This window comes from Ruminococcus sp. 1001713B170207_170306_F1, assembly GCF_015668065.1.
Classification (GTDB): domain Bacteria; phylum Bacillota; class Clostridia; order Lachnospirales; family Lachnospiraceae; genus Blautia_A; species Blautia_A faecis.
Map to the genome: position 1 here is coordinate 1 of NZ_JADPEX010000009.1, position 21,205 is coordinate 21,205.

Consider the following 21,205-nt stretch of genomic DNA (forward strand, 5'->3'; position numbering starts at 1 on the left):
GGATTTTCCGCACAATGGAATCCATTCTGTCTGCAATTTGCCTCCGTTGTCTCATTGATCCCATATCGTTTAAATTGGTAACCCAGACACACCAGATTTTTTCCAAAGCCTTTATACGCAATCATTTTCTCATGCCCCTAAATTAAATAAAGAAAGCTGCTCCGGTTCCTCTTTCTTTTTCGCTACTGGCTTTGCTGTCACCAGCGCCTCTTCCGAAACATCTTTCTTTGTATCTGAATCATTTGATTTTGTTGACAATGCCCTGATAGATTCCGCTTTCTTCCAGGCTTTCTTTATTGTATCCTTTTCTTCCTGCGCTTTTTTCTCCATATCCTTACGGTCATCCAACAGGTAATAGTCTATTACCCAGGCAAATACCTCTGTAGAGCCAATCGCAATACCAGTATTTTGCCCCACACCAGCTTTTCCCTCTTTCTTTGCCTTTTTAAGTGCCGTCTCATATGCCTTTTCATGGACATATTCGATACAGCGCCGCAACGTCTTATGGGGCTGGAGGATCACCTCTTTCATAACAGGATCTTTTCTAGCAAGGTCTAAAAGATACGTGCCAATCACAGTCGCATACCCAGGATCCTGCAAAAGAAGCATTTCTTCTGTCAGCTTTTCGGTTGCAGACGCAGATTGCCGGGTTAACAAAACCTTCAGCAGAAAATTCCTTTTTCCCGCTATAAAAGCATCCATGTCCTCTTTGGATATGGAATGTTCTTTTGCAAGACTTTCAATTGCCGCTACATTATGACAGGTTCGGTAATGTTCCGCCAGGACATTTATTTCCTCTATGCTTTTGGCTAATTTTTCCAGCATATAAAACTCCTCCCGTCATTATGCAGCTTTGGAGGCGTGATTTTCTGCATTTCCGCCAGCTGCCGCTCTTTGCAGTTCCTTAGATTCCTTATCCAGCTCATTTACCAGATTTAGGATTACCCGGCGTACCCAAAGGTTTCCATTCCACTTCTTTTCAAGCGCCTCCGCACTCTCCACAATGGCTTTCCATGCTTCATCGTCCAACGCACAATGTCTATATTTCTTATAAAGCGGATAAATCTCATACATGGCCTTTTTGACATCCACGTAGATAATAGAATCCACATTGGACAACAATCCCATCAGGACCGGATGTTTGTCATATTTTTGGATCAGCTCACGGATCCCAACTGGTCTTTCTCCTGTGTACAAACCTAAAAAGTCATTAAATATCGTTCCAACTGTATTTATATTTCTACGTTCCATTCATGTCCTCCTCTGCTCTTTTGATTCTCGCTGTTACAGTTTCCGGTAAGCATTCAAACGCATCTGCAATTGCGTTTTTACTGTAGCCTTCCAGAAACAGCTTTTTCATCATTTTTTCCTGCTCTTTTTTCTTCAGCTTTTTCAGGGAGGAATCCCTGATCTTATGCTTCAGAATTTTTTTACTTAACGGATGATCCGGTCCATATTGATAGATCTTCCAGGCCTCCGCTGCATTTAGTCCGCAGACAATTGCCAGTACCAGGCAATAATAGCCTGCATACTCTTCATTTCTTATGCCCTCACCTTCTTTATAGTTCTAACATTTTTCGGTTCCCGGCATTTTCCATTTATGCATGTCGTCCTTCCTTTTCCTGTTCCATGTTTCTCATCCGACATACTTCTATTTTTTTCGAATTATCCCTCTTCTCCTTCCTTTTGTATTTGCTCCCTTTGCCTAGATTCTGAATTTTTGACAACAAAAAAAGACACCAAAAATCCATTCCAGGTTTTTGATGTCTTTCTATATTTCTCAGATCTATTGTCTCAAATGATTGCTCCCGGTATTTTGCCAGGACTAAACTTCTTCTGCATAGGGTGCTATGCATAAACGATAATTCGATTATAGGATAACACAATATATAGTGCGTGTCAATGTTGCATTTCCATATATTGTGTTTATGTATGAACCATTTATGATAATGTCCTAATATACCATAAAGGAAAATGTCCCAATGTAGTATAATGCTTCCATCAACAGATGGAGGTAACGATTATCAGAAAGGTAGAATTATCAATGGATGAACAAAAGAAATATGAGGTGATCAAATCATTGGCAGATCATCCAGCCCCTAACAAGCAGAGAGCTGCCCTTAGTCTTACATATGTTTTCATACTGGGATTTCTTAAATTATTCTCTATCTTTTCAAGATGGGATACACTAATCCCAGTTTGTTCAGCCAACATTTCCCTAGACAGCTTTCTCTCCGCCCTGAATTTACGAATAGTTTCCCCTATCATTTCCCTCTGCATGTTTTTTCCTCCAGATTTTGTATTTATACTTATTAAGTTTTTTTATAAAGGAAGCAGGCATATAACAGCCTGCTTCCTTTTTCCTAGCTCCTTATTCAATATTGGCTGTGAGAATCTTATATATTCCTTTTGGTCATAGCCTTCAAATTCTTTTTAAACCCAATCACACATGTTGCATGATAGCCTTTCTATTGTTTCTCGACTCTGTCATTGTATTAGCAAAGTTTACTTTTACAATTATCTCAACTTAAACAAAAGGAAAAGCCCCCCGAATGAGTACCTTGTTTAGCAGAACATACTTTCAACCTACGATTATGAGTGTATAGTCTTTTTAAAATTCTACATAGCAATTCGTGCCCCTCCTGCACAAGTATTAGCGCTTGTCTATCTATTTTACTTACAAGAGAGCTCTGAAAATATCAAAAACAGGAATGAGGAAACATATATATTCTTGTCATTATATTTTCCTCATTTTGTATATCTATATACCGTCAAGAAATATATTTGACATCTATCACTCCTCGTAACGAATTCAGAAGAGATAACACATCCTCTCTATCTCTATGAGCACAATTCTGAATAGAAACTATGGCTCCCTTAAATTCGTGTTTTTTATCATAAACCTGAACCTCTCCAACTTTCATTCCCATATCTTTTATACCAGTATAAAAATCTGAAAGATTAGAAACATCTTCAAGACGAACATAAACGCTAAACCAACCATCGTTAAACGTAATTCTGTCTTCCAATTTTTTAAAATTTCTAATAATAACATAAACTGCAAGAGTGGCAACTATACCACATTCAAAAAAACCGATTCCTATTACAAGTCCTATACAAGCTGATGCCCACAGTCCTGCCGCAGTAGTCAAGCCTTTTATTTTTGATTTTCCAGATATTACAATACTTCCTGCACCTAAAAAACCAATTCCGCTGACAACTTGTGCACCTAATCTAGCCGGATCCCCTGCACCATATTTATAAAATAAAAATTCCCCAGTAATCATAACAACACATGATCCCAGACTTACCAACATATATGTTCTCATACCTGCAGGTTGATTCGCCTTTCCTCTTTCGAGACCAATAACGCCTCCACAAGCCATGGATAATATAATGCGGAAAATCATTGTAACAATACTTAAATCGCTTAAAGACTTACCTAATAATTCTACGCTCATTTCAACACCTCTCCATCCAATTAATTATCTGTTTCTATCCATTCATAAGTCACAAAATTAAAAAGGGCTGCCCGTACTAAATCTCTTTAGTACGGCGGCCCCGAAATTCTTTTGAGTTTCCTAATTAGCAGAAATATTTTTTACTTGAACATACTTAAATCCTTTTTCCTCGATTTTTTTCAAAAAATCATTTGAAAAATGCATACAGTAAATATCTTTTCTCTTCTCGATAGGAAATACATTCTCCAATGTGCTTAATGGACAATGTGACAAATGATCAGAAGAAAATTCTGTCGTATCCTGATATATTGTCTGAATTTTTCCTGCAAAAAAATCTTTCACAATCATACTTGGAATTTCATAAGAATCTCCACTGTAATAGATTCTTTCATCAGAAAAGTCCAATACATAACCATAGCATCTTATATCATCAGCATGTTTTACCGAAACCGCTTCTATTCTTACATCCCCTATAAGATTAATTTCATCTGTTAGCATTTCATATGCATCCGATGTAATTCCCATCATTTCTAATAATTTTATCAATGATTTCTCAGGATGAATAATTTTAACCTTCTTCCCCAACACAAAATAACTATATGAAATGATAGAAGAAAGACTTCCCACATGGTCAGCATGGGTATGTGTTATAATGATATAAATATCATTATATTGTTCTAACAATTTCATTTCATACAATTTTGTAAAAACAGTTTCTCCTGCATCAATAAGAAAAAATTTATTATTTCTCACAAAATAAGCACTCGTATTCCCTAAAAGAGGATTAAACGCAGATCCAGAACCTAAAAATGTAATAATTTTTACCACCGCCTTTTCTAATAACGATTACGTAAATAATTTACACAATGATGTGTCCAGTCCGTTTGAATAATATCAAATCCCTTTTTAGCCAACCATCCCCATCCATCTTCCGGGTCACCAGTAAGAGATATGTCATCGTTATGTCCTGCTGCTAATGGCACACGACTTGAATACACAATTGAATTCCCCCATAAAATTCTTCCTTTTTTATGCATCATGTCAATATAAGAATCCTGTGCAATAGAAGATGATTCACTTTTAAAAACAAGTTCTGCACCAATATAATTGATGTTCATATTCTCTATCTTTTCTGAAGCAACATCTTCCTCCATAAAAATTGGCATATAATCCACTTTTGGAGCAAAAGTCTCTACCATTTTCAAAGATGCATCCGAAGGATCACTTTTTAGAAGAACTTGATCTGCCATATTATGTTTATTTACAATTTTCATGACATCATCCAGTATTTTAATACTTCTATCAAGATTCAAAATACATTTATTTTTTAAGTGTTCCAATACCTCTTCAAAAGTATTTAAAGGCAAAAAGGTTTCTGTCAAATCAACATTGCACAATCTAAGTCTTCTTATTTCTTCAGATGTCATTGATTCAACTTTTATATGTCGATCCAATTGAGCCGGTTCCATCCCCGTATGAAATACAAATATCTCTCCATCTATGCTCTTAAACAAGTCCATCTCAAGGATGTCAGCCCCTTCCTTTAATGCGATATCGAAGGAAGCAATTGTATTTGGAGGAATGTTTCCTCCCGAGGTTCCTCTATGAGCCGCAACTAAGATACCTTTTTCTTTTCTTAATTCTAAAGTTGATTTCATCATGCCTTATTTTCCTTTTTCTTTCTCGAAAAAATTCCTTTGATTGTAGCAATTCCATCATATCTTCCCAACCAAAGAGCAATTGTCGAAATAATCATAAGAATTACTGTATAAACAAATGCCATTGCCTGGGCGTCCGTAGTAGCAGTTTCATCTGTCGCAAGCTTAATTACAATACCTAATGGCTGGAACAGAGGATGATACAAGAAAACAGATAAATCATATTCTGATAACAAACCATTAAAATTCAACACAACAACAGAAAGAACAACAGGCATGATAATAGGAAGTATTACTTTTCGCATTGTATAGAATGGCTTTGCTCCCATAACCTGCGCAGCCTCTTCCATATTTCCATCAAGCCCGATAAATGCAGCACGAATCATACGGTATGAAAATGGAAGTTTAATAATCATGTACGCTATCAACATAATCACAGGGGTAGCTACAAGAACTTTATTAGCAAGATTCCAACGTGCTTCGTCATATGTCATCATAAGACCCAGCGCAATCATTGTGGAAGGCAACAACCAAGGAATAAGAATCAACGGCTCATAAAGTTTATCCCATTTATGCTTCAGTTTCGTAACAATTCTTGCAACAGCTATACATATAACCGCAACAGTAAGCGCTGCCACAAAGGAATATAAAATACTAACCAGATATGGCTTATATGCTGTTGAGGAACGGAACAATTTTGCATAGTTCTCCAGGGTAAATGAATCCTTTCTGATTTGACCTGTTTTTATGGTCATTCCATCTGTAAATGAAAACACCAAAACGTTGATAATAGGAAGCATATAAATTACAAACATAACATATGCTACAATATGTGCAATCACATTTAAAACTGGATTTTCAATTTTCTGTTTTGTCATTTTAGCTTTAGTCTTAGAAATAGAAATATAATTTCCCTTTTTTTCTATTTTCTGCATAATAAACAGAAGAATTGAAGTAGCAATTCCTAATATGATTGCCAACAATGCTGCAATATCACGAGAACCAGTCATATTTGCAAATGTCTTTATCATCGGATTAATGGTCTGGAAATCAGGTCCACCGACAATCAACGGCCCAGACATCGTACTCAAAGCAGCAATAAACGTAAGAATAGTAATTGCAAAAATTGTAGGTTTCATTGTAGGAAGAACAATTTTAAAAAGAATTGTTCCCTGTGAAGCTCCCATATTTTTTGCAGCTTCAATTGTGTGGTAATCCAAATTTCGTACTGCATTTGTAAGAAACATCATATGATTCGATGTTCCGGAAAACGTTATAATGAACAATACGGCTCCAAACCCCACAAACCATTGCGGATCCATATTCGGAAAGAACTGCATTAAAACTTTTGTAACAATACCAGTTTCCCCATATACAAATTTATACCCGGTAACAAGAACAACGCCTCCATAAATTAAAGTTGTCATGAATCCCAGGCTTAAAATTTTAGAACCTTTTATATCGAAATATTCTGTGAATAAAACAATCAATATTCCTGAAACATTCACAGTAACAACGGATGCAACAGCCAGCAAAAAACTGTTTTTCAAACTGTTAATCGCTCTTGTTGATTTCATAATTTTATGGATAGCATCCAATGAAAAATGCCCGTCCTTAATAAAGACTTTTAAAAGCAAATTAACATTAGGAAACACCAGGAAAGAAAAAATAAACCATATTAAAAAGAGCTTCAAAATCAGCCCAGGGATATTAATTGTTCCATCCTGCAATTTCGATTTTAATTTTCCCATAGAGCTTTCCCCCTTTAAAATTGCATGATATCCTGATAGTCAATATATAAATCTACTTCGTCGCCTTCTTTATAGTATTTATATCCATCATTTTTCTCAAGATACTTAATGGTCTCACCCATGCAAGAAAGAGTATATTTTGTCAATATCCCATTAAACTCTAGTTCAGTAACAGTTCCCGTGATTTTTGCATGATTAGGCATATAATTATTCACACATTTCTCGATCCTGATAAAACCAGTCTTTTGAACATCTAATTTTGTTCCAAGCTGTTCATTAATTGAAGTCAATATTTTCGTTCCAAACCGATTAATATCACCTATGAAATCACAAACAAATTCACTTTTTGAAGAATTATAAATCTCATATGGTGTTCCCACCTGTTCAATATAACCGTTATTAAAAACAGCAATTCTATCAGAAAGTGTCAGCGCTTCTTCCTGATCATGTGTGACATACAATGTTGTGATTCCCAGTTCTTTTTGGAGACGTTTTAATTCCAATCTCATATCAATTCTAAGCTTGGCATCAAGATTTGAGAGCGGCTCATCTAAACATAATATTTTAGGTTCCAGTACAATAGCCCTGGCCAAAGCTACCCTTTGCTGCTGCCCACCTGATAACTCGGAAACATTTTTCTGTAATTGTTCATCCGTAATTTTAATTTTTTTAGCAACTTCTCGGATTTTCCTGTCAATCTCAGCTTTTGGCAGTTTCTTCACTTTCATACCAAATGCAATATTTTCATAAACTGTCATTGTCGGAAACAGCGCATAACTCTGAAATACCATACCGATATTTCTGTTTTCTACCGGCAGATTAGTTACATCCTTTCCAGCAACAATAACCTTTCCTTTAGAAGGAGTAATGAATCCTACAAGTGCTCTTAATGAAGTGGTTTTTCCACATCCACTTGGACCAAGGAAGGTGAAAAATTCACCTTCCTTGATTTCCAGATTCAGATCATTAATTGCTACAAAGTCACCATATCTAATTTCAACATTCTCAAACTTTACCATGGTATGCTCCTATCTGAACTTATAAAAAGTTACAATTACTGAATAAATTCCAGTTCCGCTTTTTCTACCCATGCATCAATATTTTCTGCTATGAATCCCCAGTCAAGATCCTGCGGAGTAAGCATTTCCATCAATTCTGCCAGATCATCGGATACATTTGCAAGTGCATCTTTCTGACATGGGATTGTACCAAAATTATTTGACCACTCAAGCTGTATATCAGAACTTCCAAGCCAATTAAGAAATTCCACGCAAAGATCATAGTTTTTAGTGCCTTTTGCAATTGCTACAGATTCAACTACATATGGTTCTCCAACTTCAGGGGTCATAACCTGGAATTTATAATCACGTTCTTTCTGTTCTGTTAATACACCTGATGCCCAGTGTTCATCCATCGGGTATGTACCATCAATAACTTCTCCAATAGAATCTTCACCTTCAGCGATATTATGAGCGTTTCCTAAAAATGATGCTGCAATTTCCCAACCTTCATCAGATATACCAAGTTCACCTTCTGGATCCTGATAACGACTAATAATACTTGCATACACAGTTTTTCCAGTACCACCGTTTAAACCATGAAGCTGATACAAACCAGAATATTTTTCATCAGTAAGATCTGTCCAATCGGATGGCATATCCTCATAATCAACATTTCCAATCAGTAAAAGAGGTGTTGTTGTTACAGGATAATAATATCCATCCGAATCAATCAAACTTTCATCTACTCCATCTGTCCAATCAGGTTTCCATGTTTCCAGAAGATCATTTGCTTTCAGTTTTTCATATTCAATGTTATTCAAACCAAAAACGACGTCACACAATGGATTATTTTTTTCAGCAATCATACGCTCTGTCACTGCAGATGCCCCCAGACTTACAACTTGCACATTGAAGCCTTCTTCTGCCGCTCTGTTAATTAACCATTCATCACGACCTTCAGAGCCGTTGTTGGTGTAAATAACAATTGACTGACTCTTGTCTACCTCTTCTGCCTGTACCATGACAGAACCTGCTGAAACAATCATTGCTCCTGTTAATAATGTAGCTAACATTTTTTTCATAAGATTTTCCTCCTAATTTTATAACGTTTCACGTTTTTTTGCTGCATACAAATAATACCACTTTTATTATAACGTGTCAATATCTAAAATAGTCATTTTTGCATATTTTACAATGAATTAACATGTTTTTTTAGTATATTTTAACTTCATTTTCCTTTTTTATTTATTATAACGTTATATTTTTCACAAAATTCAATAATTAAAATTGAATTCTAACTTTCTTTATATCAAAGCCTAAAATAAACAGTATAATATATAGGCGTTTGCGAAACGTCAAAAGCCGCATAAACACGGAAATTTTTGTTGCCAAAATAAAATATCTCCTCAAAGTTTATGGTAAAACTCCAAATATCCCTTCCTTCCACAAATTTGTCTTTGAACTTACCCGCGAGCAAAAATTTGACAAAGAGAAAAGCAAAAGCACCTGACAGCTTTCATCTTCATCACTGTCAGGTGCTTTTTATTTTTCTTATATTGGGGTTCTACTTCTTAGTTTGTATCAATCTTCATATCCATTTGGATTATGGGACTGCCAGTTCCAAGAGTCTGCACACATCTCACGAATATCATTTTCTGCTACCCAGCCAAGCTCTTCTTTTGCCTTGGTTGCATCAGAATAGCAGGTAGCTATATCACCTGGACGGCGCGGTTTGATTACATACGGAATCTTCACACCGGTCGCTGCTTCAAAGTTTTTCACAATATCCAGGACACTGTAGCCTTTTCCGGTTCCCAGATTGTAAATGCTTAAGCCGGAGTTGTCTTCAATCTTCTTCAGAGCCTTCACATGACCTTTTGCAAGGTCAACCACATGAATATAGTCTCTCACACCAGTTCCGTCCAAAGTATCATAGTCATCACCGAATACACCCAGTTCTTTCAGCTTGCCTACAGCCACCTGTGTAATATATGGCATCAGATTATTTGGAATGCCGTTTGGATTCTCGCCGATAGTTCCGCTCTTATGTGCTCCGATTGGGTTAAAGTAGCGAAGAAGCACTACATTCCACTGCGGATCTGCTTTCTGAATGTCGGAGAGAATCTGCTCCAACATGGACTTGGTCCAACCGTACGGATTGGTGCACTGTCCCTTCGGACAGTTTTCTGTAATCGGAATCTCTGCAGGATCACCATAAATCGTTGCAGAAGAAGAGAAAATAATGTTCTTTACATTATGCTTTCTCATCACATCCACCAAAGTCAAAGTACCAGCAATATTATTTTCATAATATTCCCATGGTTTTGTAACAGATTCGCCAACGGCTTTTAATCCGGCAAAATGTATGCAGGAATCGATTTCTTCTTTATCAAAAACTTCATTCAAAGCATCACGATCAAGGATATCTGCCTTATAGAATTTCACCGGTTTTCCTGTGATCTTTTCTACTCTTTCCAGAGATTTTTCACTGGAGTTGCACAAATTATCCGCTACCACTACATCATAACCTGCGTTCTGCAGTTCTACAACTGTATGACTTCCAATGTATCCTGCGCCACCTGTCACTAAAATTGACATAACTATTTCCTCCTCATATCATGCTGTTGTTTTCAGTCATTAACTTCTTTTATATTTGCTATTTATATTTTTGCACAATGGCTTTCATTTCGGAAAGTTTTTCTTCCATTTCCTTCACCAGTTTAAACTGTGTCCGACATCTATCCAAATTATGACCTTCTCTATGAACCTTAAAATAATGGTCACCTTCCAGATAATCCGTCAGAAAACGAACACCGCATTCAAAAGTCATCAGAACAGCTCCCATAGGAAGCATCTCTAACTCCATATCCGTCAGAGCTTTGCCACAGCCTTCGATAAATCCTTTTACATATGTTTCATAAAGATGAAGGTCAAAAGAAACCTTATCCAGATTTCTCTCATCCTCTGCAGCTGTCGTTGCCCCAAAACGGATGGAATCCCCAAAATCATTCACAGAAAGACCCGGCATCACTGTATCCAGATCAATGACACAAATGCCTTTTCCAGTTTTGTCATCAATCATAATGTTATTCAACTTCGTGTCATTGTGGGTAACACGAAGAGGAAGCTGTCCATCTTCCTGCATATCCACAAGAGTATGGCAAAGTTCCTCACGATCCATAGCAAAGCGAATCTCTTCCTGCACACTCTTTGCACGGCCGCACACATCTTGTGAAAGAGCTTTTTGGAATTTTTGAAAACGATCTACCGTGTTGTGGAAATTCATGATGGTCTCATGAAGAGTTTCCGCCGGATAATCCGCCAAAAGGCGCTGGAAATTTCCAAAAGCAACTGCACTTTGATAAAAATCATCTTCATTTTTCACCTGATCATAGCAGGTGGCTCCCTCAATAAAAAGATAAACTCTCCAGTATTCTCCTTCCTTATCCACATAGTAAGAACTGCCCTCCTTATCGTTTACAAGGTTTAACGTCTCACGCTTCACATCCCCGCCATTTTCCAGGATTTTTTTCTTCAGCCAAGAAGTCACGCCACTGATATTTTCCATCAGTCCTACAGGATCAGTAAAAATGCTTTTGTTCATTCTTTGCAAAATATAACGATTTACCTTTTCCCCTACCCGAAAAGTAAGGCGATAGGTATCATTGATATGTCCGTTTCCATAAGGAATACACTCTGTCAGTTCGCCAGCAAAATCAAATTCTTCGATTACTTCCTCAATTTTTTTCGTTTCCAATTATTCTTCCTCCCATAATTTCTGCGGATAAAGACCTTCATCTTTTAACTTCTGAATAGCTGCTACTACAACGGGCTTATCCTCTTTGTAAGTTACCCCATACCATTTGTCCATGGATTTCAAAACCTTTACCGTTGCTTTTTTCTCGCCCAAAAGCTCATCTACCACAAAAGGAAGGAAATATTCACATTTCAGCGGATTTTTCTCCAGATTCTCATCCAGGAATTTCGGGAAACGGTCTTTTAATTCCTGAAGAATACTTGCGGAAAATCCCCACATATTCATAGATACGGTACTACCCTCTGGAATTTCTACCCAGGTAGAGCCGTCATCTTCCGTATAAGCAGCTCCGCCCTCTCTCTTTTCGATATGGGTGCGCTCATTAATCGTGATCAAATGTCCTTCCTCATCTGTCACACAGACGCCTCGCGCCACATGACCGTTGTCTGTCAGTGTGTTTTCCAACTTATACCCAACCATCATATACTGATAAACACCGTTGTCCTCCTCCCCTTTGGAAAGGAAATCATACGCCATTTTAAACGCATGCGCTCCGTAATAATCATCCGCATTGATCACCGCAAAAGGTCCGCCAATTTCATCAAAACAACTTAAGATGGCATGCCCGGTTCCCCATGGTTTCACCCTGCCTTCCGGCACAGCATAACCTTCCGGAATATTATGAAGATCCTGAAAAATATAAGCAACCTCCAGTATTTTACTCAAACGGTCTCCAATGGCAGATTTAAAATCTGCTTCATTTTCTTTCTTGATAATGAAAACCACTTTTTTGAATCCGGCTCTTACTGCATCATGAATTGAAAAATCCATAATAATATGACCTTCCTTATCCACCGGGTCAATCTGTTTGAGACCGCCGTAACGGCTTCCCATACCTGCTGCCATAACTACTAAAACTGGTTTCTTCATAAAACACCCTTCCTTTCTGTTCTATCAGCCTCATTTTAACATGTCCGAAACAATAGTATTTACATTATTGCTTCTTTCTTTTACATAATGCGTTCAACCATCTGGCTTTTTTTTCTCATATGCATTATACTATACATCAACAAAAATCTTTAGTAGATAGGAGGACAGAAAAGTGGCATATGAAGCTTTGCAGTTGAATCAGGAACTGCATATTTCCGCTGTTTATACTGTTCATTACTTTGAATATCGCAGTGATTTCCATTTTCCCGGCGAAGTTCATGATTTCTGGGAATTCCAATGTATAGATAAGGGCTCTGCCAAAGTATGTACAGACGAAGCTATCTACCATTTAAGCCGTGGTCAGGTCATCTTCCATAAGCCCAATGAATTTCACACCATGGAGGCCGAAGGAAAAACTCCGCCCAATATTGTGGTTGTCTCTTTTGCATGTGATTCTCCCTGTATGAAATTTTTCAAAAATCGCATCCTCACCATTTCCGAATGGGAACGCAGTCTTCTTGGCATGCTGATTGCAGAAGCAAGGCGCTGTATTGCCTCCCCTTTGGATGACCCGTACCTGCAGAAAATGAACATGCGTCCGGACTGTCTTTTTGGCTCTCAGCAATTGCTGGTTCTCTATCTGGAACAGTTGCTCATCTCGATGTTCCGCCGCCATACCATCCCACAGTTATCAGTTCCTGAAACAAAGCTTTTCCACATAAAAGGAGATTCTGCCCAATACAACAAAATCATTTTTTATCTGGAGGAACACATTCGGGAATTTGTCTCTGTCAAAGAAATCTGCCACGATAATCTGATCAGCCGCTCACAGCTGCAAAAACTTTTCAGGGAGCAGCATCAATGTGGTGTGATTGAGCTTTTTCTGCAGATGAAAATCGAATTTGCAAAACAACTTATCAGGGAGGACCAGATGAATTTTACCCAGATTTCTGATTTCCTAGGCTATTCGTCCATCCACTATTTTTCCCGGCAATTTAAAAAAATTACGGGCATGACTCCCTCGGAATATTCCAGTTCCATTAAAGCGCTCTCGGAACGAAGAAATGAAACCGATATATAATAAGAATTTGGTTATTGCAAAACAAGTTCGCAATCCTGATTGAAAACAAGGATAGAATCCTGTAATACAGGATTCTTAGGATGGAAAGTGTATGATTTTAAATTCAGGCATAACAAAAAGACTTATCGGACTAGCCACTAAGAAAAAGATGTTATGAAAAGTAAATGTCAGACAATTAAAGGCGTAAGACTTCGGATGTATTGATACTGATGAATTTTATCAGCAACCATCACTGTAACAAGTTATGTAATGCCTGCAAACGATAAGTCTGCGCGAAGAGTCTTTTCGTTTTAAGTTTTACGATGGGCAATGCAAAAGCTATCTTTGATTTGCTGGATAACCGGATTGGCAACAACATAGATATGCACGGAAACATAGGCTACTTTATAAGAATTATAATTCTCATCAAGATTATTTGCTTTAGCAAAAGCCTTCGAGTATTTAATAATGCGGTTTACATACTTGGGATTATTTTCGGTAACCCATGCTTCGATGCCCGATGTATCAAAGATAGTCATGGAACCAAGCGCAAGACCAAGCTATTGGCAGATTGGTTCGGTAAACACCTAAAGTATAATACATACAAAAAAAGAAGGAGTGGACTGGATTATAAACCACTCCCCCTCCTTTTTCTCAATATAGCATCAGAATTCAGAATCTATCATACTCTGTGCTCTTTCCAACGCCTCTTCTACACTAAGCAACCCTGACATTACATTTTTTACAGCAGAACCAACTATATTCAAAAACTTTTTTTCATCAAAAGGTCTATAGTCTGTATCTGGTAATCTCTTTGTTCGAGATAATGAAAAACATTTTTTTGAAAATTCCAACCATGGAAATGTATTTATTATATCATACTTATTATATGTTTTGATGCACGGAGAAACACTGCCAAGTGCTGCCATCGCCGATGCAACTGGTTCCATAGTAATCCATTTAATGAACGCCAGCGCATCTTCAGGATGTTTACTATTTTTAGAAACAGCAAGAGAGCCTCCTCCATAAATTGGGTTTCCTCCTGGTACCATTCCAAATCCTACATTTCCTACGATCTTAGAATTATATCCAAGAATTTCTGATGCGTAATTACTAAAATTAATCATCATTGCAACATTTCCATTTGCAAATTCTTTTGCAGCTGTAGTCCACCAACGAGCAGTTTTTCCTGGTGCATATTTTTGAGCTTCTACCAACTCTTCAAGTGCTTTTCTTCCAACATCATTATTGATAATTATTTTACCTTCATCACTATATAGATTATCTTTATGACTAAAAAAACGTGTTAAAAATTCTGTAGATGCAACACCTGTATTCCCTAATGTTAAGTTAGCTCCATACCGAACATCTGTACCAAACCCATTTCCTTCAGTAAAAAAAGCCGCAATCCTATTATATTCTTCAAACGTTTCCGGTATTTTTAATTCCTGTTTATACTTTTCACGATACATTCTCCTAATCGCAACATTCTCAAAAAGATCTTTTCTATAAAACAAAAGCTGCGAACTTGGAGATACTGGAAGCGCGTATATTTTATTCCTTACATAGCAATACTTATCTTCCAGAGAAGGCAAATATTCAGAAAACACCTTACTTATATCAGGTTCAATCTTATCCAATGGAAGCAGTAATCTTTCCGCAAACCACGAAAGCCATGTAACATCAATCCTGAATACATCATATAAATCTGATGTTTCTGAATTGACAAACTGATCATAAATTTCATCATATGCAAAAACAGCTATTTTTACTTTTGTACCTGTTTTTTCTGTATAAAATTGTGCCAGCCCTTGCATAATAATAGATTCTGGACTATCTAACGCTAATATATTCAGACATTCTGCTGTTTCGTGACTAACTTGAATGTTTTTCCAATTTCTCTCACCATCATTTTCAAAAATGTGAGTTTCTGGTATCAAATTTCCCTTGTTCTGAATAATTCTGGCTGCAACTTCTCGTCCAAGTAAACTATAATTTAACTCATATTTTTTAAAGTCTTTTTCTGGAAGATATACTACAGGAGACAGCGTATGAATATCTATTTTTTTTTCGGAAAAAAAAGAATTAATTATCTGTCTTATTTTTTCAGCAAATCCCATATTTGTTGTCACAATGACATCCATCTCTTCATTTGAAGCAAATAAATTTAAAATGCTATGGGATACTCTTCCTAAGTCAGTTGTAATTTTTTTAACATTGCAATAAGAACTTTCATCAATTTCGGAACAAAAACCTTTTAAATACTCAGCTTCATTAGTATATTTCTCAGATTCCGTAACAACTAATACATTTTTATATCCATTATTCAATATTTTTTTTGCCATCTGGATACCAGCAAGTTTATAATCAAATCCAAAATAATCGGCTTCGAAACCAGGATGTCTTTCAACAAAACAAACCTTTGCAAATCCAGCTTGCTTGTAAACATTCTCCTTTCGATATAGGCATGTAATAACAATCATGCCACATACCATAACAGATTTCGCTTTTTGAATCATCTCAAGTTCAACCTGAGGACTATTATTTGTCAAGAATAATTCTGTTGAATAGCCATTGCTTTCTACATAGTATTTTAAACTATAATAGAATTCACGATACTGCCGTGATTCAACTGTAGGAAGAATAACTCCTACAACTTTTCCCGTTCCTTTACGTAATATCCTTGCTCTTTCATTAATTGTATATCCTAACTGCTGAGCAGCTTCTTCAACAACACGAATTTTTTCACTGCTTACATTGCCTTTACCATTCAGCACATTAGATACTGTTCCCTGCGATACTCCTGCTAATCTTGCAACATCAAGAATGGTTGCCATATTTCCACCTTATTTCTCCATATTTTATAACGTTTTAATAATTATACAATATTTCCCGAATTTTTGCATTCTTTTTTTTATATAAATTATACTATAATTAGATTGTCAAAAGTCCTTTTGACCGGATTCTTCTACAACATTACACGAAGTAAATATACTAAATATAATAATTCCGGTTAGCAAATTACCCTTTTGACGTCTAAATCATATTATATTTGCACTAGCTGATACTGTTCACGGCAATGTCATTAACATCAGAAAATCCCTGTACGATATTTTTTTATTCAAAAAGTTGTAAGGTGGCGTTTATTTTATCCTTGCTCTAACACATTCCAAATTACTTACCCTATATGGTGTACCAACAAAACACCACACCTGATTGATATTTATTTCCATCCGAGTAGTTGTCCATTCTCCATCAAGCATACCTCCAAGCATTCACCGCAATGAAATCCATTATGCCACCATAAATCTGATACCCAAAATCCATATCTGCCACTTTCAATATTATATACCTATCTTCCCTCTGTCATGTTTTTACATTTCTCCTTCATGCTCGCTATATTTTTTTACTTCTAAAAATAATCTAAAATACAACAATATGCTTTTTTAAACAATTTATTTCATTTATTGTAAATTGCCATCTCATAAATCTTAAATCATTTCATATTCAAAAATTAGTAACTCAGACTTTCCCTTAAGATAAATTAATTGGCTTTTATTTGAAAGGTAATTATTCTCTCTTTTAAAGCAAGATTCGCCAGAGTAACTCAAAACTCACTTTCGTGGTTTTGCTTACCTGGCAATCTTGATGGGGATTCTGCTTCCCCATACCCTCGGTTGCTGCACATTTTTTAAATGTGCAATCTGGCTCCTATAAAATAGTCGCAACGTGATGGCTCTGCCGTCACGGGAAAGGAGAAACACATGGCAAGGCCAAAGAAGGACGGACAGCTCCGTCATACACACCAGATTATGCTCCGTCTCACAGACACAGAATACGAAATCGTAGCAGAAAATGCCAAAAGTGCAAATCTTACACTGGCAGAATATGCACGGAACCAGATAATGAATAAAAAAGTCACTGTTAAATATGAGATTGTGGCAGATATACCAGAATTGAAAAAACTGATTGCTGAGTTTGGAAAGATTGGCAGTAATCTGAACCAGATTGCCCGGCACTTCAACAGCGGCGGTATCCATTCTCAGGAAATGAGAAAAGCGATAAATCAGAGTATCGCAAGAATCTACGAAATGAAATATGAAGTGTTAAAAATGGCAGGTGATTTTACTTCTATCTCCGGCCAGCCTAAAGTTAAGAATGAAGGAGATCTCCATGGCAATCCTGAAACACATAGCAAGTAAAAACGCAGATTACGGTGAAGCACAAAAATATCTCCTGTTTCAGCATGATGAATATACAGGGAAGCCGATCCTCGATGAAAACGAGGAGCTGATTCCACGCAGTGAATACTTTCTACTACAATATATTTATGGTTAATATCCCTTACAGCCAGTAAGGAATTATCCATCTTGTTGCTTAAGCTGTATAATGATGGAGCAATCGGTATATCGAATACTTTCTTGGACTCCGCGTCCGTAATTAAGACTGATAACCAGCTCCTCATTCGCAGCGTTCGTTTTATGCAGGTTGAATCGCCATAGGTGCATTCGCGTCACACCACAGTAGATTGAATAGGCAATGAGTAAAACTGGTACTTATCCATTGCAATAATCTTAAGGAGTGACAATTTATGAACGCAGTAGGTATCGATGTTTCAAAAGGTAAGAGTATGGTTGCTATCATGCGACCTTTCGGTGAAATTGTTTCCGCACCTTTCGAAATCAAACACACAGCCAGTGGTATCAATTCACTTGTAGAACTCATCAACTCTGTTGAAGGTGAGTCCCGAATCGTGATGGAGCACACAGGGCGTTATTATGAAGTCCTCGCTCATCAGCTTTCAGAGGCAAATCTTTTCGTCAGTGCCATTAACCCAAAACTTATCAAAGACTTTGATAATGATTCTCTTCGTAAAGTGAAATCTGATAAAGCAGATGCTGTTAAGATTGCCCGATATGCTCTTGACAAATGGCAAAATCTTAAACAGTATAATGTTATGGATGAATTACGCAATCAGCTCAAAACCATGAACCGTCAGTTCGGCTTTTACATAAAACACAAGACGGCTATGAAAAATAATCTTATCGGCATCCTTGACCAAACCTATCCTGGTGTCAATACTTACTTTGACAGTCCTGCACGCAGTGACGGCAGCCAGAAATGGGTTGATTTTGCATCTACATACTGGCATGTAGACTGTGTCCGTAAAATGTCCCTGAATTCCTTTATCGACCATTATCAAAACTGGTGCAAACGTAAGAAGTACAACTTCAGCCAATCCAAAGCTGAGGAAATCTATGGAAAAGCAAAGGAACTTGTTCCTGTACTTTCAAAGGATGCCATTACAAAGCTTATTATTAAGCAGTCTGTAGACCAGCTTAATAGTGCCTCTACAACTGTTGAGTCACTACGCACTCTCATGAATGAAACTGCATCCAAACTCCCGGAATATCCTGTCGTTATGGCTATGAAAGGGGTTGGAACTTCACTTGGTCCTCAGTTGATAGCTGAGATCGGAGATGTTTCCCGTTTCACTCACAAAAGTGCTATTACTGCATTTGCCGGTGTAGATCCCGGTGTTAATGAATCGGGAAGTTATGAACAAAAAAGTGTTCCAACTTCCAAACGAGGCTCCTCTGATCTTAGAAAGACTTTATTTCAGGTAATGGATGTCCTGATTAAAACGCATCCGCAAGATGATCCTGTTTATCAGTTCTTAGATAAGAAACGTGCTCAAGGCAAGCCTTACTATGTCTATATGACTGCAGGTGCCAACAAGTTTCTAAGAATCTACTACGGACGAGTGAAAGAATATCTTTCATCTCTTCCAGAATCTTAATTATCCACTAATATTTTCAGGCCAGCACTGGTGTGGTGGTCTTATTTTGATACCTAATTTTCAACCTGTATAAAATTTTCAATGTTCTTCAATTTAGCCTTGACTTTTTATTTGCAGGCTACTACATTTCCGATTTAATTTTGTAAATCAACGGTAATACCATCTCCAACTGAAACCGCTAGGTCTTCCGGTGCCTGGTCTTCATCATATACCGTTCCTATTTCTTCTATGTAAGCCTCTTCTGATTCTTTCTGCTCATAGGAAACCATTTTTCCTGTAGTTCCTGAATAGTGATAGAGCTGCAGCGTTAACTGTTTTGCATGATCCAAAATTCTCCAATCTTGTAATTCAAAAATTAGATTCGGTTTATCATAGGAAGTGAGACTAAAAACATATTCATTTCCTAAATCGTCCTTCCCGCGAAGCCAGAATTCATCTTCATTTGTCATATCGGAATATGATCCAGAAATGGTACACCCGAAAATATTATATTTCATTTCTGAAATCAAAAACGTCTGATCCTTCTCAATTGGGATAGACACTTGAATGTCAATTTCTTTTGTGTCTGCCTGCAGTGCTTCTGGATCTGCTGTAAATGAAAAACTATATACATCCCTTTCCTCAACCTGCTCATTTTGATTTTGGAAAGTTCCTATTTGAATTTCAAACTTCTGGAAATGATCAGCTCTACTTCGATTAAATTTCGCTGCAAAGTATTTGGAAGTCACTTTTTCTGATCCGCTACTGTTATCAAGCGAATATTGATTTTCTAACGCTAATGACTCGCCATCAACTGCGACCTGAATGCTGCTCATGGAAATATCATTTTCGCCTTTTTCATCCGTCAGGGAATATGCAATCCAAAGGCTTTTTGCATCCGCAGCGACTTCCTCTAACGAAACCGCAATCCCATTTTTTTCGATTGTCTTTTGAATTGTTTTCACATATTCATCTGTTTCCTTCTCAATTCCCAAAATCCGGCCAATAAGAGAAGTCATTTTATACCAGGCTGCTTTTACCTCATTCTGATGTGTAAGTCCACCACCAATAGCAGCCACTAATATGATACAGGCTGCTGCAACCCGTATGTAGCGCTTGACTCTTACGATTTTATTTTCTTTCCACGGTTTCGCCGCCTGATAAATGTATTTCTCATCTATATCCTCAAATGCCGTTAAAAAATCCCATCCTTTATTATCCCTCATAGCCAGCCTCCTTTAATAAACCATAAAGTTTTTTCCTGCTACGAGCCAAAACTGACTTGATCTTACTTTCCCCACAGGCATGTCGGTCTGCTATCGCTTTTACAGGATCCATATACCAGTAGCGTCTAATAAAAATATCCCGGTCACGTTCCGAAAGCGTTGATAAAAAGTGGTCAAATAATTTTACAAGTTCTTTCTTTTTTAAATAAATTTCAATATCAGAAGAAATTGCACTTCCAATTTTTTCCACTTCCCCAGCAATATCTTCCATATGTGAATCCACCCGTTTCTGCGCATTTCTTTTCCGATAACGGTCGATTGCTGTATTTCTTGTTATTTTTGAAACAAAGGAAGACAAAATAGATGGTCTTCTTGGAGGAATGCTGTTCCAGGTAAAAAGCCATGTATCATTTACACACTCTTCAGAATCCTCCCTGCTGTATAAAATATTGTGTGCAACTATATAACACATATTTTGATATTTATTTTTGGTCTCTACAATTGCATTTTCATCTCTGGCAAAATACAAATTAATGATCTGTGCATCATCCATCCTAAGCTATCCTCCTTTTTCACCTTATA

The 21,205-nt window shown here is 37.1% G+C and carries 21 protein-coding genes and 1 pseudogene; 4 read left to right on the forward strand and 18 right to left on the reverse strand.

The genetic code is table 11. The features are described 5' to 3' along the window. Positions 1-129: 129 nt before the first annotated feature. From I4V84_RS07335 to I4V84_RS07395, 13 genes are all read right to left on the reverse strand, one after another. A complete protein-coding gene (locus I4V84_RS07335; RefSeq protein ID WP_195700445.1) occupies positions 130-825 on the reverse strand; it encodes a Cas9 inhibitor AcrIIA9 family protein in 696 nt (231 codons plus the stop codon). Between the two features lie 18 nt (positions 826-843). Further along, entirely contained in the window at positions 844-1,251 is a 408-nt protein-coding gene (locus I4V84_RS07340) for a hypothetical protein (RefSeq protein ID WP_195380379.1), read from the reverse strand. Next, a complete protein-coding gene (locus I4V84_RS20115; RefSeq protein WP_264292699.1) occupies positions 1,241-1,363 on the reverse strand; it encodes a hypothetical protein in 123 nt (40 codons plus the stop codon). Before I4V84_RS20115 ends, I4V84_RS07340 begins: the two co-directional genes overlap by 11 nt. A 725-nt stretch (positions 1,364-2,088) precedes the next feature. Continuing rightward, positions 2,089-2,280 carry a helix-turn-helix transcriptional regulator gene (locus I4V84_RS07350; protein WP_195700444.1) on the reverse strand — a complete coding sequence of 64 codons (192 nt, stop codon included), beginning with the start codon at positions 2,278-2,280 and terminating at the stop codon, positions 2,089-2,091. A gap of 491 nt (positions 2,281-2,771) precedes the next feature. After that, positions 2,772-3,461: an MgtC/SapB family protein gene (locus I4V84_RS07355; RefSeq protein WP_195589444.1), complete on the reverse strand. Its 690-nt coding sequence runs from the start codon at positions 3,459-3,461 to the stop codon at positions 2,772-2,774. 120 nt (positions 3,462-3,581) lie between these two features. Continuing rightward, positions 3,582-4,289, reverse strand: a complete 708-nt coding sequence (locus I4V84_RS07360; protein ID WP_195589445.1) for an MBL fold metallo-hydrolase — start codon at positions 4,287-4,289, stop codon at positions 3,582-3,584. 8 nt (positions 4,290-4,297) lie between these two features. Further along, positions 4,298-5,122 (reverse strand): glycerophosphodiester phosphodiesterase family protein, encoded by an 825-nt coding sequence (locus I4V84_RS07365; protein WP_226855062.1) that lies wholly within the window; start codon positions 5,120-5,122, stop codon positions 4,298-4,300. Beyond that, positions 5,119-6,870 carry an iron ABC transporter permease gene (locus I4V84_RS07370; protein ID WP_195589446.1) on the reverse strand — a complete coding sequence of 584 codons (1,752 nt, stop codon included), beginning with the start codon at positions 6,868-6,870 and terminating at the stop codon, positions 5,119-5,121. Before I4V84_RS07370 ends, I4V84_RS07365 begins: the two co-directional genes overlap by 4 nt. A 14-nt stretch (positions 6,871-6,884) precedes the next feature. After that, on the reverse strand, positions 6,885-7,889 hold the full coding sequence (locus I4V84_RS07375; protein ID WP_195589447.1) for an ABC transporter ATP-binding protein: 1,005 nt from the start codon (positions 7,887-7,889) through the stop codon (positions 6,885-6,887). A 35-nt stretch (positions 7,890-7,924) separates the two neighbouring features. After that, positions 7,925-8,953 carry an extracellular solute-binding protein gene (locus I4V84_RS07380; protein WP_195589448.1) on the reverse strand — a complete coding sequence of 343 codons (1,029 nt, stop codon included), beginning with the start codon at positions 8,951-8,953 and terminating at the stop codon, positions 7,925-7,927. A gap of 499 nt (positions 8,954-9,452) precedes the next feature. After that, on the reverse strand, positions 9,453-10,469 hold the full coding sequence (gene galE, locus I4V84_RS07385) for a UDP-glucose 4-epimerase GalE (RefSeq protein WP_195589449.1): 1,017 nt from the start codon (positions 10,467-10,469) through the stop codon (positions 9,453-9,455). A 58-nt stretch (positions 10,470-10,527) separates the two neighbouring features. Further along, positions 10,528-11,628 (reverse strand): aminoglycoside phosphotransferase family protein, encoded by a 1,101-nt coding sequence (locus tag I4V84_RS07390; protein WP_195589450.1) that lies wholly within the window; start codon positions 11,626-11,628, stop codon positions 10,528-10,530. After that, positions 11,629-12,558, reverse strand: a complete 930-nt coding sequence (locus I4V84_RS07395) for a sugar phosphate nucleotidyltransferase (protein ID WP_195589452.1) — start codon at positions 12,556-12,558, stop codon at positions 11,629-11,631. A 172-nt stretch (positions 12,559-12,730) separates the two neighbouring features. Here I4V84_RS07395 and I4V84_RS07400 point away from each other — a divergent pair, with 172 nt between their 5' ends. Then, positions 12,731-13,639, forward strand: a complete 909-nt coding sequence (locus I4V84_RS07400; RefSeq protein WP_195589454.1) for an AraC family transcriptional regulator — start codon at positions 12,731-12,733, stop codon at positions 13,637-13,639. Between the two features lie 329 nt (positions 13,640-13,968). Here the strand turns inward: I4V84_RS07400 and I4V84_RS19595 are convergent. From I4V84_RS19595 to I4V84_RS20450, 3 genes and pseudogenes are all read right to left on the reverse strand, one after another. Then, positions 13,969-14,199, reverse strand: a pseudogene (locus I4V84_RS19595) (ISNCY family transposase); the annotation flags it as partial. A gap of 84 nt (positions 14,200-14,283) precedes the next feature. Beyond that, positions 14,284-16,455 (reverse strand): extracellular solute-binding protein, encoded by a 2,172-nt coding sequence (locus tag I4V84_RS07405; protein WP_195589462.1) that lies wholly within the window; start codon positions 16,453-16,455, stop codon positions 14,284-14,286. Between the two features lie 306 nt (positions 16,456-16,761). Continuing rightward, positions 16,762-16,893: a DUF5348 domain-containing protein gene (locus I4V84_RS20450; protein WP_347708741.1), complete on the reverse strand. Its 132-nt coding sequence runs from the start codon at positions 16,891-16,893 to the stop codon at positions 16,762-16,764. A 489-nt stretch (positions 16,894-17,382) separates the two neighbouring features. Between I4V84_RS20450 and mobC the strand changes: the two genes are divergently transcribed. From mobC to I4V84_RS07425, 3 genes are all read left to right on the forward strand, one after another. Beyond that, positions 17,383-17,820 carry a plasmid mobilization relaxosome protein MobC gene (gene mobC, locus I4V84_RS07415; RefSeq protein WP_195589465.1) on the forward strand — a complete coding sequence of 146 codons (438 nt, stop codon included), beginning with the start codon at positions 17,383-17,385 and terminating at the stop codon, positions 17,818-17,820. Further along, on the forward strand, positions 17,792-17,956 hold the full coding sequence (locus I4V84_RS07420; RefSeq protein WP_330634160.1) for a hypothetical protein: 165 nt from the start codon (positions 17,792-17,794) through the stop codon (positions 17,954-17,956). The genes mobC and I4V84_RS07420 overlap by 29 nt, the downstream gene beginning before the upstream one ends. A 253-nt stretch (positions 17,957-18,209) precedes the next feature. Beyond that, positions 18,210-19,418 (forward strand): IS110 family transposase, encoded by a 1,209-nt coding sequence (locus tag I4V84_RS07425; protein ID WP_195991503.1) that lies wholly within the window; start codon positions 18,210-18,212, stop codon positions 19,416-19,418. Between the two features lie 134 nt (positions 19,419-19,552). On the opposite strand, the gene I4V84_RS07430 is transcribed toward I4V84_RS07425, so the two are convergent. Further along, positions 19,553-20,623 carry a DUF4179 domain-containing protein gene (locus tag I4V84_RS07430; RefSeq protein ID WP_195700015.1) on the reverse strand — a complete coding sequence of 357 codons (1,071 nt, stop codon included), beginning with the start codon at positions 20,621-20,623 and terminating at the stop codon, positions 19,553-19,555. Beyond that, positions 20,613-21,176 carry an RNA polymerase sigma factor gene (locus I4V84_RS07435; protein WP_118580693.1) on the reverse strand — a complete coding sequence of 188 codons (564 nt, stop codon included), beginning with the start codon at positions 21,174-21,176 and terminating at the stop codon, positions 20,613-20,615. Before I4V84_RS07435 ends, I4V84_RS07430 begins: the two co-directional genes overlap by 11 nt. Positions 21,177-21,205: the final 29 nt, after the last annotated feature.

What these genes read in the sequence shown, in the direction of transcription:
- I4V84_RS07335 (WP_195700445.1), bottom strand. Translation starts at nt 825, where the DNA reads ATGCTGGAAAAATTAGCCAAAAGCATAGAGGAAATAAATGTCCTGGCG.
- I4V84_RS07340 (WP_195380379.1), bottom strand. Translation starts at nt 1,251, where the DNA reads ATGGAACGTAGAAATATAAATACAGTTGGAACGATATTTAATGACTTT.
- I4V84_RS20115 (WP_264292699.1), bottom strand. Translation starts at nt 1,363, where the DNA reads ATGATGAAAAAGCTGTTTCTGGAAGGCTACAGTAAAAACGCAATTGCA.
- I4V84_RS07350 (WP_195700444.1), bottom strand. Translation starts at nt 2,280, where the DNA reads ATGCAGAGGGAAATGATAGGGGAAACTATTCGTAAATTCAGGGCGGAG.
- I4V84_RS07355 (WP_195589444.1), bottom strand. Translation starts at nt 3,461, where the DNA reads ATGAGCGTAGAATTATTAGGTAAGTCTTTAAGCGATTTAAGTATTGTT.
- I4V84_RS07365 (WP_226855062.1), bottom strand. Translation starts at nt 5,122, where the DNA reads ATGATGAAATCAACTTTAGAATTAAGAAAAGAAAAAGGTATCTTAGTT.
- I4V84_RS07370 (WP_195589446.1), bottom strand. Translation starts at nt 6,870, where the DNA reads ATGGGAAAATTAAAATCGAAATTGCAGGATGGAACAATTAATATCCCT.
- I4V84_RS07375 (WP_195589447.1), bottom strand. Translation starts at nt 7,889, where the DNA reads ATGGTAAAGTTTGAGAATGTTGAAATTAGATATGGTGACTTTGTAGCA.
- I4V84_RS07380 (WP_195589448.1), bottom strand. Translation starts at nt 8,953, where the DNA reads ATGAAAAAAATGTTAGCTACATTATTAACAGGAGCAATGATTGTTTCA.
- galE (WP_195589449.1), bottom strand. Translation starts at nt 10,469, where the DNA reads ATGTCAATTTTAGTGACAGGTGGCGCAGGATACATTGGAAGTCATACA.
- I4V84_RS07395 (WP_195589452.1), bottom strand. Translation starts at nt 12,558, where the DNA reads ATGAAGAAACCAGTTTTAGTAGTTATGGCAGCAGGTATGGGAAGCCGT.
- I4V84_RS07405 (WP_195589462.1), bottom strand. Translation starts at nt 16,455, where the DNA reads ATGGCAACCATTCTTGATGTTGCAAGATTAGCAGGAGTATCGCAGGGA.
- I4V84_RS20450 (WP_347708741.1), bottom strand. Translation starts at nt 16,893, where the DNA reads ATGCTTGGAGGTATGCTTGATGGAGAATGGACAACTACTCGGATGGAA.
- mobC (WP_195589465.1), top strand. Translation starts at nt 17,383, where the DNA reads ATGGCAAGGCCAAAGAAGGACGGACAGCTCCGTCATACACACCAGATT.
- I4V84_RS07420 (WP_330634160.1), top strand. Translation starts at nt 17,792, where the DNA reads ATGGCAATCCTGAAACACATAGCAAGTAAAAACGCAGATTACGGTGAA.
- I4V84_RS07425 (WP_195991503.1), top strand. Translation starts at nt 18,210, where the DNA reads ATGAACGCAGTAGGTATCGATGTTTCAAAAGGTAAGAGTATGGTTGCT.
- I4V84_RS07430 (WP_195700015.1), bottom strand. Translation starts at nt 20,623, where the DNA reads ATGAGGGATAATAAAGGATGGGATTTTTTAACGGCATTTGAGGATATA.
- I4V84_RS07435 (WP_118580693.1), bottom strand. Translation starts at nt 21,176, where the DNA reads ATGGATGATGCACAGATCATTAATTTGTATTTTGCCAGAGATGAAAAT.